This is a genomic window from Streptomyces sparsogenes (assembly GCF_001704635.1).
Taxonomy (GTDB): domain Bacteria; phylum Actinomycetota; class Actinomycetes; order Streptomycetales; family Streptomycetaceae; genus Streptomyces; species Streptomyces sparsogenes.
The window spans coordinates 98,717-112,727 of the sequence record NZ_MAXF01000052.1 but is presented as its reverse complement, the minus strand read 5'-3'; the positions used below and the strand labels follow the sequence as shown (position 1 = coordinate 112,727).

The following is a 14,011-nucleotide window of genomic DNA, read 5'->3' as shown; positions in this document are numbered from 1 at the left end:
CGCCTCCTGCCGCGCCGCCCGCGCCGCCCGCGCCGCCCGTGGGTGCCGACGCGCCGACGATCGAGACCCCGGCCGTCGGAACCCCCGCCTCGGTGCCGCCCCCGGCCTCCGCCCCGGCCGACGACGCGACCGGCGCCACGACCGGCGCCACATCCGGTGACGCGGACTCGACGGGCACCGTTCAGACGCCGCGCGTCGACCCCCGGGTCGCCCGCCCCGGCGCTGGTTCCCCCGACGCCGACGAGACGGCCGTACTGCCGCCCGTACGGCCCCAGGACGGCCCGGACGCCGAGGAAACGGCCGTCCTGCCCAAGCCGCCCGTCCCGCCGGCGGGCGCGGCCGACGAGACGGCCGTCCTGCCGCCCGTGCGCGACGACCGGCCCGGCGACCACCGGTCCGCCGACCCGGCCGACCGGGTGCCGCCGTGGCTGTTCCGGCCGGAGGAGTCGCAAGGCGGCGCGGAGGGCAACGAGCGCACCCGCGAGCTCCCGCAGTTCGGCGAGGGCCAATCGCCCCGGCAGGCCGAGCCCGAGCCGCGCCGCTCCCGGCAGCGGCGCCGCCCGGAGTGGGCGGAGGAGACCCCGCTGGACGACCTGCCGACGCTGGCCGACGAGCTGCTGGGCCCGCACGACGACGAGGACGGGGGCCGGCGGCGCCGGTGACCCCGCGCCGGTCGTGCTGGTCGGCGCTGTCGGTGGGGTGACCCACAATGGGAGACCGGAGAGGACGAACGGCGGGGCACGGCGGAGGCGGTCATGGCGGTGTGGGACGACCTGGTCGGACAGGACCGGGTGGCGGGCCAGCTGACCGCTGCCGCGCGGGACGCGGACACGCTGGTCACGGCGGAGGCGGCCGGCGGCGGCCGGCCCGCCTCGCGGGACGCGGCCGACGCCTCGGCTGCCCCGCGGGTCTCGGCTGCCTCGCCTGGCTCGTCGAAGATGACCCACGCCTGGCTGTTCACCGGCCCGCCCGGCTCCGGCCGGGCCGCCGCCGCCCGCGCCTTCGCCGCCGCGCTGCAGTGCGTCAGCCCCGACCGGGCGCTCGGCGGCGCCCCCGGCTGCGGATTCTGCGAGGGCTGCCACACCACCCTGATCGGGACCCACGCCGACGTCGAGGTGGTGCGTACGGACCTGCTGAGCATCGGCGTGAAGGAGACCCGCGACCTCGTCCGCCGCGCCCAGCTCTCGCCCGCCGGCGGCCGATGGCAGGTGATCGTCCTGGAGGACGCCGACCGCCTGACCGAGGGCGCGGGAAACGTGCTGCTCAAGGCCGTCGAGGAGCCCGCCCCGCGCACGGTGTGGCTGCTGTGCGCGCCCTCCCTTGAAGACGTGCTGCCCACCATCCGGTCACGCTGCCGGCTGCTGACCCTCCGGACCCCGCCGGTGGACGCCGTCGCGGACCTCCTCGTCCGCCGGGACGGCATCGAGCCCGAGCTCGCCGCCTCCGCCGCCCGCGCCACCCAGGGCCATATCGACCGGGCCCGCCGGCTGGCCACCGACGAGCGGGCGCGGGCGCGCCGCGCGGCGGTGCTGAAGCTTCCCCTCCGGATCGACGACGTGGGCGGCTGCCTCAAGGCCGCCCAGGAGCTGATCGACGCGGCCGCCGAGGACGCCAAGCAGGTCGCCGAGGAGACGGACGTGAAGGAGACCGAGGAGCTGCGCGCCGCGCTCGGGGCCGCCGCCGGGACGGGCGGACGGCTGCCGCGCGGCACCGCCGGGGCCATGAAGGAGCTCCAGGACCGCCAGAAGCGCCGGGCCACCCGCACCCAGCGCGACAGCCTCGACCTCGCCCTGACCGACCTGGCCGGCTTCTACCGGGACGTGCTCGCGCTCCAGCTCGGCTCGCGCATCGCCCTCGCCAACACCGACGTCCAGGACGCGCTGGAGCGGATCGCGGCCGGCTCCAAGCCGGAGCGGACGCTGCGCCGGATAGAGGCGGTCAGGGCCTGCCGTGAGGCGCTGGACCGCAATGTGGCTCCGCTGCTGGCGGTCGAGGCGATGACCATGGCGCTGCGCGCGGGCTGAGCCCCCTCCCGCCGCCCGCGATCACCCGTACGGGCGCCGCCTGTCCACAGACGTGGTCCCCCGGCGTGGTCCACAGGCGTGGTCCCCAGGCGTGGTGGACTATCCACAGGCGGACACAGAAAGCGCCGATCCGGATACGCTCCGCATATCCGACTCGACCGAGGATCGCCGATGGACATCAGCCGCAGCCCGTTCCGCGCCATCGGCGCCGCGCTCGCCGCCCTCGCCCTGCTGCTCTCCGGCTGCACCTCCGGCGCCGCCTCGCCCCGCACCCCGGCATCGGCGAAGGCGGCGGCCCGCGCCGCCCTCACCCCGTACTACCTGCAGAAGCTCGCCTGGCACGAGTGCGGTGGCGGCGCGGGCTTCGAGTGCGCCACGCTGAAGGCCCCGCTGGACTACGCCCGGCCCGCCGACGGCCGCGACGTGAGCCTCGCGGTGTCCCGCAAGAAGGCCACCGGCCCCGGCGAGCGGCTCGGCTCCCTCATGGTCAACCCCGGCGGCCCGGGCGGCTCCGCGATCGACTACCTGCAGTCCTACGCGGGCATCGGCTACCCGTCCCGGATCCGTGCGCGCTACGACATGGTGGCCATGGACCCGCGCGGGGTGGCCGCCAGCGAGCCCATCACCTGTCTGGGTGACAAGCAGATGGACGCCTTCACCCAGACGGACCTGACCCCCGACGCGCCCGCCGAGACGCGCCGCCTGGTCGCCTCGTACAAGAACTTCGCGCGCGGCTGCGCGACCCGCTCGGGCGGCATCCTCGGCCATGTCTCGACCGTGGAGGCGGCGCGCGACATGGACCTGCTGCGGGCGGTCCTGGGCGACCGCAAGCTCACCTACGTCGGCGCCTCGTACGGCACCTTCCTCGGCGCGACCTACGCCGACCTCTTCCCCCACCGCGTCGGCCGCCTGGTCCTCGACGGGGCGCTCGACCCGGCGCTGTCCTCCGAGCGGATCAACCGCGACCAGACCGCCGGCTTCGAGACGGCCTTCACCGCCTTCGCCAAGGACTGCGTCCGCCGCGCCGGCTGCCCCCTGGGCACCCGGGACGTCGCCCAGGCCCGCGAGCGGCTCACCGCCTTCTTCGCCCGCCTGGACACCCACCCCCTGCCCACCGGCGAGCCTCGCCGCCTCGGCGAGTCCCTGGCCACCACCGGTGTCCTCGCCGCCCTGTACGACGAGGGCGCCTGGCCCCAACTGCGCACCGCCCTCCGCTCGGCCATGCGCGGCGACGGCAGCGGCCTGCTCACCCTCGCCGACCTCTACTACGAGCGCGACGCCGACGGCTCGTACGCCAACCTCATGTACGCCAACCCCGCCGTCAACTGCCTGGACCTCCCACCCGCCTTCCGCACCCCCACCGACGTCCGCGCCTCCCTCCCCGCCTTCCGGAAGGCGTCCCCCGTCTTCGGCGAGGCCCTCGCCTGGGCCGCCCTGAACTGCGCCTACTGGCCCGTCCCTCCGACCGGCACCCCCCACCCCCTGCGCGCCAAGGGCGCCGCCCCCATCCTCGTCGTCGGCACCACCCGCGACCCCGCCACCCCCTACACCTGGGCCCGCTCCCTGGCCTCCCAGCTCACCTCCGCCACCCTCCTCACCTACGACGGCGACGGCCACACCGCCTACGGCCGCGGCAGCGCCTGCGTCGACACCGCCATCAACACCTACCTCCTCACCGGCACACCCCCAGCCCCCCAGAAGCGCTGCACCTGACCTGTGCCGACGCTCCCCGTACACTCTGCGCCCAGGCCGCGTCCGGGTCGCGATCAACCCCGTACGGAGCACCCCTCGAAACTGTGTAGACTTGGCGACGCTGCTGATGCCAGTCTGGCCAGGCAGCATGCCGCCTTAGCTCAGTCGGCCAGAGCGACGCACTCGTAATGCGTAGGTCAAGGGTTCGATTCCCTTAGGCGGCTCCAAAGGGAAACCGCAGGTCAGAGTCTCTGGCTTGCGGTTTCCCTTTTTCTTGACCATGGACTTCCCTTGCCGTGAGGACTCCCTGCTGCGGGCTTGCATCGGCATACTGGGCGCATGGAGACACGCGTGCGGTATGCCGAGATTCGGCCGTACACGGTCCCGGCGACGCTTACGGAGCTGGCCGGACCGACGGGTGGTGTCGTTGTGCTGCCGACCGCGTTGGACTGGACGCCCAAGAAAGCCTATGACCTGGCGGATGACGTTGACCTCCGCATGCTCTACGAAACGGTCATCCGCGAGGCGATGCACATCGAGGACTTGCGAACATTCCTGAACGCACGGCTTCTCGCGGAGGCCTGGCCGAGATTGTGGCTCCCGCTACGGGTGCGGGGCGCCTGGGAGAGCCGGTTCCCTGACCTGGCGAAGGCCGCCGCGTAACATCACGGGCATGGACCCCTTGCACGCCAGGCTCGCCCGTCTTGGGCTCGAGGCGGCAGCCAAGTACGGCTTTGTTCTGGCTGGCGGTTATGCCGTGCAGGCGCATGGGTTCCTGGAACGTCTCTCGGACGACGTCGACCTCTTCACCGACGTTGGCGACCCAACCGCGTTCGCTGAGGCGGTGGCTGCCGTGACCGAGGCCTACCGCATAGCGGGGTTGACTGTTGAGGTTGACCGCAGCGGCGATGTCTTCGCCCGCCTGTCCGTCGTGGATGAGCAAGGGCGCGACGCCAAGATCGAGATGGGCTGTGATTGGCGGTCCCGGCCGCCGGCGTTCCTGGAGATCGGACCAGTCCTGCACCCGGACGATGCGGTGGCCAACAAGGTGACCACCCTGTTCGGGCGCGCCGCGCCGCGTGACTACTTGGACGTACACGCGGCGCTCGTGTCGGGCCGGTACTCTCCAGACCGCCTATTGGAGTTGGCGGCGGAGCACGATGACGGTTTTGACCAGGGTTACTTCGCCCAGGCGCTCGAAGCGGTCGATCGCTGGCCGGACCGGGAGTACGAGGTGTACGGAATTGGAAAGGAGCAGATCGAGGCCATGCGACAGGGTCTTCGGGCCTGGGCCGCAGAAATCCTTCGAGGTGGCGGAACGCGCTAATGCCGTGATCGACAGTTGTCCACGTTCAGTCATGCAAGAGCGCAGCGGGCATCCAGGTTCTGGGGCGGTGGAAAACCGGCACACCTCGGCCGTACGCCTCGGTGCGCCGCTGAAGCCCAGGTTGCCCTGGCGCGGCCTTGCCGTCGGCCTGCTCGGGTCGTGGGTGCGGCTGTGGCTTTTTCCGTATCTCGAACGCGGTTCGCCATTTCAGCAGTTGGTGGCGTTCGATCAGCGGTACCCCGATGGCATCACGCGCGTGATGCAGGAGTCGCAGCGCTTCTACCGGCAGGAACTCGGGAAGACGTTCAAGCTGAACAACCCGACGGTGGAGGTGGTGACGGGCGACCACGACCGGGCGTGGTACGAGAACACCGCCAACGGCGACGAACCGTACTGGTGGGTGATCTTCAACATGCAGCGGGAGTTGATGACCAAGCTGGGGCTCCGCGCCCCGGACTCGCGGTGGCTGTGCGTGGGCGAGATCAGCGCCGAGAAGCAGGGCGTCTCCGGTGGGGGCGGAGGGGGCGGCTGGGTGATCCTCAGCGGGCATGACGCCGACGGGGCCGCCGGTACGAACGGGGCCATGAACCGGTGGTACGGCGGCATGGTGCATGAGTTGGGCCACGTGCTCGGGCTGCCCGACTCCACGTACACGGACGGGACGCCGATGTCCGCGTCGTTCTACGACTACCCGAACTGCCACTTCAGCCAGGCCCAGAAGAACGGGATGCTGAACGGCCCGTACGGCAGCTTCCTCTCCTGAGCCCGGGTCAGGTCCGGCCCAGGCTCCGTGCGCCGCGCCGGCGGGACCCGTCGTGGCGCGACGTGGACACCGGGACGCGCAGACGCCCTGCTGACGTGATCACGTCGTGGCCGTAGGGGCAGGGGTACCCGAAAGGGTGCCCCTGTCCTGGGTTTCGGGCGGCTGCGGCATGCTTGCTGACCGTCAGGCGTGAGGGAAGCAGGGAGCAGGCATGGGAACGCCCGAGTCCGTCGTGGTCACCGAGGGGAAGGCGGCCGGGGCCGCGCCGTCGAGGGTGCGGCGGTGGGTCAACTCGCTGGTGTGGGGCCTGTCGGTGCCGCTGATGTTCACCGCCGCGGCCTGGCTGGCCCAGTACCCGTCGGTCGGCATCTTCGCCGGAGTGGTGCTCGCGCTCGGGACGTTCGCCGTCGCGGCCACCGTGGCGGGCGGGGTGTGGCACCGGGCGGGTGCGGCGGTGCTCGTGTCGTGCGGGGGGTTCGCGCTGACGCTGTTCGCCGGGCCGGGGCTGTACGAGCTCTACATGAAGACACTCGGGGAGAAGGTGCCCGCCGTGGTCACCAAGGTCGAGGAGCGTGACGACAAGCGGTACTGCACGGTGGAGGAGGCGACCGGCGGCCACGCCGTGCACGAGATATCGCAGCAGCAGAACTGCTTCGACCACATCAAGCCCCCGCAGCGCGTCACGCTCCGCCAGGACCCGTTGGGGGGCCTGGAGCCGCGGCTGCCGGACGGGCCCGACCAGGAGGGCCAGACCAGCCTCACGCTGGCGATCTCCGCCGGGCTGTTCGCGGTGACCGGCGGCTCGATGTTCTATGCCGGGCAGCGCAGACGCTGACGGGCGGGCGCTGACGGGCGAACGCTCACGGGCGGGCGCTGACGGGCGGGCGCCGGAGGACTGGAATACGGGGCGTTGACGGGCGGGTTTCCTCGCTGTGGGCATCAGGGAGCGAAGGAAACGGCTGTCGGCGATCGTGACGATCGCGCGGCGGGCCCGGGTCCGGGCCCTCGGTCCGGGTGGGCGGCGGCGCTGTCGAGCGAGTCGTTCCCGGCTTGCTCACGGCGCGGGGGACGAAGGGGGCCGCTGCCGGGCCGCCGCGGAGCCCCCGGGCATCGAGCCCGACCCCGACGCCGTCTCACGGCTGCGCCGGTTCGGGGAGTCGCTGCTCCGCGGCGACCAGCGGGGGTGAGGCGGGGGAGGACGCCGGGAGTGAGGCGGGAAGTGAGGCCGGGCGGCCGCGCGTCACGAGATCGCACAGGTCCTCCAGCGCACCCCGGGCCGCGCCCGCGGGCAGCGGCGCCAGCGCCGTGCGGGCCTGGTCGGCGTAGCGGGCCGCGGCCACCCGGGCCAGGTCCAGGGCGGGGTGGGCGCGGAGCCGGCGCAGCGCCTCCGCGTAGCGCGGCTCGTCCGCGCGCCCGGTGGTCAGCAGGTCGCACAGCTCCCGGTCCTCGTCGGAGCCGGTCGCCTCGGCCCGCGCCCGCAGATACAGGAGCGGCAGCGTCGCGAAGCCCTCCCGCAGGGTGGTGCCCGGGCGCCCGCGCGGCACGCCGCCGGTCCCGCCGGCCCCGGCGATGTCCAGTACGTCCTCGGCGAGACGGCAGGCGACGCCCAGCAGTTCGCCGTAGCGGGCGAGTGCGCCGGCGACCTCGGGACCGGCGCCGGACGCCAGCGCGCCCAGCCGCCCGGAGACCGCGATCAGCGAGCCCGTCCTGCCCGCGAGGACCTCCAGATAGTGCTCGACCGGGTCGCGGTCGCCGCTGGGGCCGGCCGTCTCCAGGATCTGGCCGGTGACCAACTGCCGGAAGGCGTCGGCCTGGATCCGTACGGCCTCCGGGCCCAGGTCGGCCAGCAGGTGCGAGGCGCGGGCGAAGAGGAAGTCGCCGGTGAGCACCGCCACCGAGTTGTCCCAGTGGGCGTCGGTGCCCGGGGCGCGGCGCCGCGCCTCCGCGTCGTCCAGCACATCGTCGTGGTGGAGCGTCGCCAGGTGCGTCAGCTCGACGACGACGGCCGAGGGCACCACGCCCGGCGCCTCCGGGTCGCCGAACCGCGCGGCCAGCAGCACCAGCAGCGGCCGCAGCCGCTTGCCGCCCGCCCGCACCAGGCGCTGGGCGGCCTCGGTGATGAACGGGACGTCGCTCTTCGTGGCCGCCAGCAGGCCCGCCTCGACCTCCGCCAGCCCGGCTCGTACCTCGGCCTCCGCCGCGCGGTCCCGCATGCTCAGCCCCATGGGCCCGGGGAGGGTCACGGACGGGTCTCCTGTCTTCGGGGCGGCTCTTCGGGACGGCTCTGCGGGCGGTTCTGCGGGCTGCTGGCTCTGCGGGCCGTGCGGTCGGGCCGTGCGGGCTGCCGACGGCGCCGGCGCGGAGCAAGCAACCTAGCAGGGGAAATGTCTCATATGCCGCCGGGTCCCGGGGGTTCAGAGCGCGGTGGGGACGGTGACCCGGACGCGGCTGCCCCGGCCCGGGCGGCTGTCCACGCTGAGCGTGCCGCCCACCTCCCGGGCCCGTTCCCGCATGGACAGCAGGCCCAGGCGGCCCGGGAAAGACCCGCGCGAGTCGAAGCCCACGCCGTCGTCGGCGACCGTCAAGGTGACGGTGCCCGGGCCGCTCAGCAGGTGGAGGCGCACATGCCGCGCGCCCGCGTGCTTGGCGACGTTGTGCAGGGACTCCTGGGCGATGCGGTAGAGGGCGTGTTTGGCCTCCGGCGTCGTCTCCGGCTCCGGGCCGAGCGTCGCCTCGGCGGCGATGCCGTACCGGTCGCGCAATGCCGCCACGTGGCGGTCGAGGGCGGCGACCAGGCCCTCGGCCTCCAGCGTCTCGGGTCTGAGCCGGCCCAGCAGGACCCGGGTCTCGGCGATCGCGGTGTCGGCGAGCTGCCGGATGTAGTCGATCGGCTCGGCCAGTTCCACGAGTCCGTCCACGCCGGTGGTGTCGTCCCGCCGGTCCCCGCCCCGTTCCCCGCGTTCCCCGGCGCGGTCGATCTCGCGGTCCAGCAGCTCGCGGGCGGTACGCGCGCCCAGGGAGATGCCGTACAGCGCCTGGGAGACGGAGTCGTGCAGTTCCCTGGACAGCCGCCGCCGCTCGTCCAGGGCGCCCTGGTCCCGCGCGGCCGCCAGCCGCCGGCTGTCGTCCCTCGCCCGGGTGACGGCTTCGCGTATCCACCGCCGGGTGCCGCGGATCCCGATCACGCCGACCACCACTGGTCCCGCGTCGCGTCCAGGGGCTCGGGCGTGGTCAGCTCCCCGGCCGGCACCAGGCCCGACTGGACGGCGTACACCGCGGCCTGGGTGCGGCTGTGCACCCCGAGCTTGGTCAGGATGTGGCTCACGTACGTCTTCACCGTCTGCTGCCCGATCCGCAGGTCGCGCGCGATCTCCTTGTTCGACTTGCCCCGGGCGAGCATGGTGAGGACCTCGGCCTCCCGCTCGGTCAGCTGCTCCGGCCCGCTCGGCGCCCTGACCTGGCCCATCAGCCGGGAGGTCGCGTCCGGGGAGACATGGATCCGGCCGGCGGCGGCGCCCTTGACCGCGCTGCGCAACTCGTCGGCCTCGGCGTTCTTCAGCAGAAAGCCGATCGCGCCCGCCCGGACCGCGCCCATGACCATGGTGTCGTCGAGGGCGCTGGTCAGCGCCACGACCTCCACCTCGGGGAGGTCCTGGCGGATCTCGGCGGTGGCCGAGATCCCGTCCATCACGGGCATCAGCAGATCCATCAGGACCACGTCGGGGCACAGCTCCCGGGCCAGTCGTACGGCTTCCCGGCCGTTGGTCGTCTCGCCGACCACCTTGATGTCGTCGTCGAGGCTGAGGATCATCCGCAGGCCCTGGCGGACGACCGCGTGGTCGTCGGCGATCAGAACTCGAAGTGCCACTTTGGCTCACCTGCTCACGGAACGAGTCGGACACGGGCGGGGGCGGCGCGTCGGGGGCGAGCGCGCCCCGAGCCGGTCGGGCCCGCCCAACCGCCCGCCCCGTCCGTCCTGTCCGCCCCCTCCGAACCGTCCGAACCGGCCGAGCCGCCGCTCCGCCGCGGCGACGAACGGCTCGAGCAGCGGCAGGGACAGCAGCACCAGGGCCCCGGCCGCCCAGCCGCCGAGCACGTCGCTGACCCAGTGGGTGCCCAGATAGACCGTGGCGAGCCCGACCCCGAAGGCCATGAGCCCGGCCGCCAGCCGCGCCGCCCGGCGGTGGCGGCCCGCGAGATAGGCGAGGGTGCCCCAGACGACGACCCCGTTCGCGGTGTGGCCGGAAGGGAAGATCATCCCGTCGTGGAACAGCTCGGCCGAACCGACGGTGTGCGCGTAATGGGGGCCGAGGCGGCCCGCGCCGAGCTTGACGGCGCCCACGCTCGCGTTGAGCAGGGCGAGGGCGGTGCCGAGGACGAGCACCGGGCGCGCGCTCCCGGTCCGCCAGGAGCGCCAGCCCAGCCAGGCCAGCGCCGCGACGGCGGTGGGGCCGCGCTGGCCCGCGACGACGAAGACGTCGAGCGGCCCCTGGGCGCACGGCCACTGCTTGTACGGTTTGAACATCGCCACGTGCCAGTCGAGGCGGACCAGGGGCGAGGTGGTGAGCACGCCCGCCGCGACCGCCGCGTAGCTCGCGGTGGCAGTCAGCAGAAGGGTCCGATGGCCGCGGTGCACGGGGAGGAAACTCGCCGCACGGTGCCCGGAATTCCCCCGAGTGGGGGTTTTGTCACCCCTGAGTGGAGTCCGCCGGTCGGCGACGGGCCGTTCTTCAGTGGAGTCTGCGGGTCGGCGGCAGGCAGCCCCCCAGCGGGGCCGCCGGTCGGCGTGGGCCGACCCTCAGTCGGGCTCCACGTGGCGGAAGCCCCAGTCGGCGGCCTTGGCGACCGCCTCCAGCTGGGACCGCACCTCCAGCTTCTCCAGGATCTTGCGCACATGCGTGCGTACGGTGGCGTAGCTGATGCTCAGCCGTTCCGCGACCGCCCGGTTGTCCAGGCCCTGGCTCATCAGGGTCAGGATCTCCTGTTCGCGCGGGGTCAGGCTCTCCAGCCGCTCGGTCTGCTGGGCGGAGGAGCGCGCGCTCTCCCGGTGCCGGGCCAGCACCTCGACGAGGGTGCTGGCCGGGATGAGGGTCTCGCCCTCGGCCGCCGAGCGGATGGCCGAGGCGATCTCGTCGCCGCTCGCCGACTTGAGCAGATAGCCGCAGGCCCCGGCCTCCACCGCGGCCAGCAGCGCCGAGTCGCTGGCGTCCGCGCTCAGGATCACGATGGCGGTCGAGGGGTCGTTGGCCCGGATCGCGGCCGCCGCGTCGGCTCCCGTGCCGTCGGGCAGGCGGAAGTCGACCAGCGCCACGTCGGGGCCCAGCTCCTTGGCCATGGGGACGACCTCCGCGACCGAGTCGGCCCACCCCACCACGGTCAGGTCCGAGTACTCCGCGAGCAGCGCCCACAGCCCCTCGGCCACCACCCGGTGGTCCTCGACGATCAGCACCTTGGTGAGATCGGCCGGCGCGGTCACGGCTGTGTGTCCCCTTCCGGACGGTGGAGTTCCGGGCGGCCCAGCTCGGGGTGGTCCAGGTCTGGGCCGTCCAGGTCCGGGCCGGCCAGGTCAGGGTCGTTCAGGTCCCGGCCGTGCAGATCCCGGCCGTTCAGGCGGGGGTCCTCCGGCCGGCGATCCTCCCGCCGAGGGTCCTCCAGGCGGGGGTCGTCCGGGCGGGGGTCCTCCAGGCCCGGGTCCTCCACATCCAGTCCGTCCGCGTCCGGGCGGTCCGGGCGGTCCGGGCGGTCCAGCCCCTCCAGCGAGCCCAGCGACGCCGGCGGTTCCAGCGACCCCGGCGGCGGTTCCAGCGACCCGGGCGAGCCCAGCCCGCCGCCCGGATAGTCCGAGGCGTCGGCGGGCCCGAAGGGCAGCGGGCGGTGGCCCGGGGTGTCGCCCAGCGGCACCCAGAACTCGACCGTCGTGCCCGCCCCCGGCGCGCTCTCGATACGGCACCAGCCGCCCGCGATCTGCGCCCGCTCCTGGATGAGCGACAGCCCCAGATGGCCGGGGCGGGACTCCACCTCGAGCGGGTTGTAGCCCTGGCCGTCGTCCACGATCCGCACCAGGCAGCCGTCGTCGAGCCCCAGCAGTTGCACATGGACCGTCTTCGCCCGCGCGTGCTTGCGCACGTTCATCAGGGCTTCCTGCGCGGTGCGGTAGATCAGGGCCATGGTCTCGGGCGGCGGCTTGGCCGCGATCCGGTCCTCCAGCCGGTATTCGACGCCGGTCTCGGTCCGTATCTGCTCCAGGAGGCCGCGCAGCGCCGCGGCCAGGCAGCCGTGCTCCAGGCTGGACGGCCGCAGGTCGAAGATCAGCTGCCGCAGCCGGCTGAGCGAGAGCTTGAGGGTCTCGTCCAGCTTCTCCATCACCCGCTGCTCCTCCGGGTCGCGCAGCCGCCGCCGCAGCTGCTGCAGCCGGAGGCTGGCGGCGGTGATGACCTGGATGGTGTCGTCGTGGATGTCGGCGGCGATGCGTCCGCGCTCCGCCTCCTGGGCGTGCACGAGATGGCTGAGCAGCGCCTGGCGGTCCCGGTCGGTGACCTCCAGCAGCTCCAGGCTGCGCTCCAGGACGAACTGGGCGCGCTGCACCTCGGTGATGTCCCTGATGGTCAGTACGGTCAGCAGCCCGTCCTCGGTGCGCAGCGGGCTGATGCTGACATCGGCCGGGAACTGCTTGGCGTCGCTGCGCCGCCCGACCAGCTCCATGCTGTGGCCCATGAGCTCCTCGGGGGAGTCGGCCCAGTCGCGCAGTGAGATGGTCAGCGGCTGGTCGGGGAGGAGGGCCTCGACCGCGCGGCCGATCAGCTGGTCGCGGTCGTAGCCGAAGAGGGCCTCGGTGCGGCGGTTGGCCGTCTGGATCCGGCCGGCGGAGTCCACGATCACCATGGCGTCCGGGGAGGACTCGATGAGCTGCCGGAACCGGCTCTCGGCCGCCCGGAGCCGGCTGAGGTCCGCGACGAAGACCACGCACCGGGGCCGCCTGCCCTGGAGGTGGCCGCCGCTGAACTGGGCGGGGAACTCGGTGCCGTCCCGGCGCCGGCCCGTCATCGCGGACGGGGCGGTGAACAGCCGTCCGACGAGCTGCTCGGTGGCGGTGCGGTAGCGGTCCGGGACGAGGTCGCGCAGCCGCTTGTCGCGCAGCTCGGCCGAGCTGTAGCCGAACATGTGCCGGGCGTGCGCGTTGGCGGACTCGATCCGGCCGCGGGCGCCGACGATCAGGACGCCGCACGGCGCGTGGCCGAGCAGCTCCAGGTACGACTCCTCGAGCCGGCCGCCCACCAGCTCCTCGAACCGCCAGGAGGCGCGGTCGGCCCGCCGCAGCGGTTCGGTGCAGTCGGCGACCAGCTCTCCGGCCATGCTGAACTGGTCGCGGGCGGCCCGGGTGATCGCCTCGGTTATCTCCTCGGCGGGAGTGCCCTTGACCAGGTATCCCGTGGCCCCGGCGGTGAGCATGTTGAGGACGGTCTCCCGGTCGCCGTGGGCCGACAGGGCCACCACGCGGGCCCCGGGCACCCGCTCCCGGATGGCGCGGACGCTGCTCGGTGCGTCGCCCTTGGGCATGTGGACGTCCATGACCACGACGCGGGGGCGGTGCTCGGCCGCGGCGCGGACCGCCTGCTCGTGGTTGACGGCCAGGCCCACCAGGGCCAGGTCCGGGTGGGAGTCGATCAGGTCCGCGAGTGCTTCCCGGACCACGGGGTCGTCATCGGCCACCACGACTCGGATCCGGTCGTCGCGCATCAACCTCCACCTCCCTTGAGGACGGCACCCTGTGCCTTGAGGACGGCACCCTGCAGCTCCGGGGTGGTCAGCTCGTCACGCCGGCAGTGCGCCAGCGAGGGCATGACGGCGGCCAGCGGAGCGACCAGCACGTTGTAGTGGCTGCCGATGCGGTCGCACACCGCGACCGCCGCCGCGGCGTCCCACACCGCGGCCCAGAAGGCCCAGTCGTGGCGCTCGTGCGCGCGCGCCGCGTCCAGGGCGGCCCGGCGCGCCACGGAGGCGGCGACCAGGATCCGGTACCGCTCCTCGTCGGACGTGGTGCGGTGGACTTCAGCCCAGCCCTCGGCGCGGGTCTGGCTGGAGGTCTGCTTCCACAGATCGGCCACGCGGTCGATCTCCTCCGGGGAGAGGTCCTCGATGTGGGTCAGGAATTGTAGGACTCTTCGAGAATTCGGGCCGAAAATAACACTCATAGGACACTCCAGG

The 14,011-nt window shown here is 73.4% G+C and carries 13 protein-coding genes, 1 tRNA gene and 1 pseudogene; 8 read left to right on the top strand and 7 right to left on the bottom strand.

Features of this window, described 5'->3' with window-relative positions; all coding sequences use genetic code 11:
• The 8 genes and pseudogenes from BBH68_RS43055 to BBH68_RS11785 all read left to right on the top strand — a co-directional run.
• A pseudogene (locus tag BBH68_RS43055) lies at positions 1-662 on the top strand (dTMP kinase); the annotation flags it as partial.
• Between the two features lie 93 nt (positions 663-755).
• Complete coding sequence (locus tag BBH68_RS11815; protein ID WP_065961463.1) at positions 756-2,024, top strand: DNA polymerase III subunit delta'; 1,269 nt, start codon at positions 756-758, stop codon at positions 2,022-2,024.
• A gap of 171 nt (positions 2,025-2,195) precedes the next feature.
• A complete protein-coding gene (locus tag BBH68_RS11810) occupies positions 2,196-3,737 on the top strand; it encodes an alpha/beta hydrolase (protein ID WP_065961461.1) in 1,542 nt (513 codons plus the stop codon).
• Positions 3,738-3,866: 129 nt separating this feature from the next.
• Positions 3,867-3,943 (top strand) — tRNA-Thr (locus BBH68_RS11805).
• 112 nt (positions 3,944-4,055) lie between these two features.
• Positions 4,056-4,379, top strand: coding sequence for a hypothetical protein (locus BBH68_RS11800; protein ID WP_065961458.1), 324 nt, complete (start codon positions 4,056-4,058; stop codon positions 4,377-4,379).
• Positions 4,380-4,389: 10 nt separating this feature from the next.
• Complete coding sequence (locus BBH68_RS11795; protein WP_065961456.1) at positions 4,390-5,043, top strand: nucleotidyl transferase AbiEii/AbiGii toxin family protein; 654 nt, start codon at positions 4,390-4,392, stop codon at positions 5,041-5,043.
• A 67-nt stretch (positions 5,044-5,110) separates the two neighbouring features.
• Positions 5,111-5,806 (top strand): hypothetical protein, encoded by a 696-nt coding sequence (locus BBH68_RS11790; protein WP_245738015.1) that lies wholly within the window; start codon positions 5,111-5,113, stop codon positions 5,804-5,806.
• 211 nt (positions 5,807-6,017) lie between these two features.
• Positions 6,018-6,641 (top strand): hypothetical protein, encoded by a 624-nt coding sequence (locus tag BBH68_RS11785; protein WP_065961454.1) that lies wholly within the window; start codon positions 6,018-6,020, stop codon positions 6,639-6,641.
• A 298-nt stretch (positions 6,642-6,939) separates the two neighbouring features.
• Here the strand turns inward: BBH68_RS11785 and BBH68_RS11780 are convergent, their stop codons facing one another.
• From BBH68_RS11780 to BBH68_RS11750, 7 genes are all read right to left on the bottom strand, one after another.
• Positions 6,940-8,049, bottom strand: coding sequence for a polyprenyl synthetase family protein (locus BBH68_RS11780; protein WP_065961452.1), 1,110 nt, complete (start codon positions 8,047-8,049; stop codon positions 6,940-6,942).
• A gap of 171 nt (positions 8,050-8,220) precedes the next feature.
• The gene (locus BBH68_RS11775) at positions 8,221-8,991 is read right to left on the bottom strand and encodes a sensor histidine kinase (protein WP_158080314.1); all 771 of its coding nucleotides are present in this window, start codon (positions 8,989-8,991) and stop codon (positions 8,221-8,223) included.
• Positions 8,988-9,674 carry a response regulator gene (locus BBH68_RS11770; protein ID WP_065961447.1) on the bottom strand — a complete coding sequence of 229 codons (687 nt, stop codon included), beginning with the start codon at positions 9,672-9,674 and terminating at the stop codon, positions 8,988-8,990. The genes BBH68_RS11775 and BBH68_RS11770 overlap by 4 nt, the downstream gene beginning before the upstream one ends.
• Positions 9,675-9,680: 6 nt before the next feature.
• A complete protein-coding gene (locus tag BBH68_RS11765; protein ID WP_065961444.1) occupies positions 9,681-10,442 on the bottom strand; it encodes a phosphatase PAP2 family protein in 762 nt (253 codons plus the stop codon).
• Between the two features lie 162 nt (positions 10,443-10,604).
• Positions 10,605-11,282, bottom strand: coding sequence for a response regulator (locus tag BBH68_RS11760; RefSeq protein ID WP_065961442.1), 678 nt, complete (start codon positions 11,280-11,282; stop codon positions 10,605-10,607).
• Positions 11,279-13,543 (bottom strand): PAS domain S-box protein, encoded by a 2,265-nt coding sequence (locus BBH68_RS11755; RefSeq protein ID WP_245738014.1) that lies wholly within the window; start codon positions 13,541-13,543, stop codon positions 11,279-11,281. The genes BBH68_RS11760 and BBH68_RS11755 overlap by 4 nt, the downstream gene beginning before the upstream one ends.
• Positions 13,543-13,998 (bottom strand): hypothetical protein, encoded by a 456-nt coding sequence (locus BBH68_RS11750; protein ID WP_065961440.1) that lies wholly within the window; start codon positions 13,996-13,998, stop codon positions 13,543-13,545. Before BBH68_RS11750 ends, BBH68_RS11755 begins: the two co-directional genes overlap by 1 nt.
• Positions 13,999-14,011: the final 13 nt, after the last annotated feature.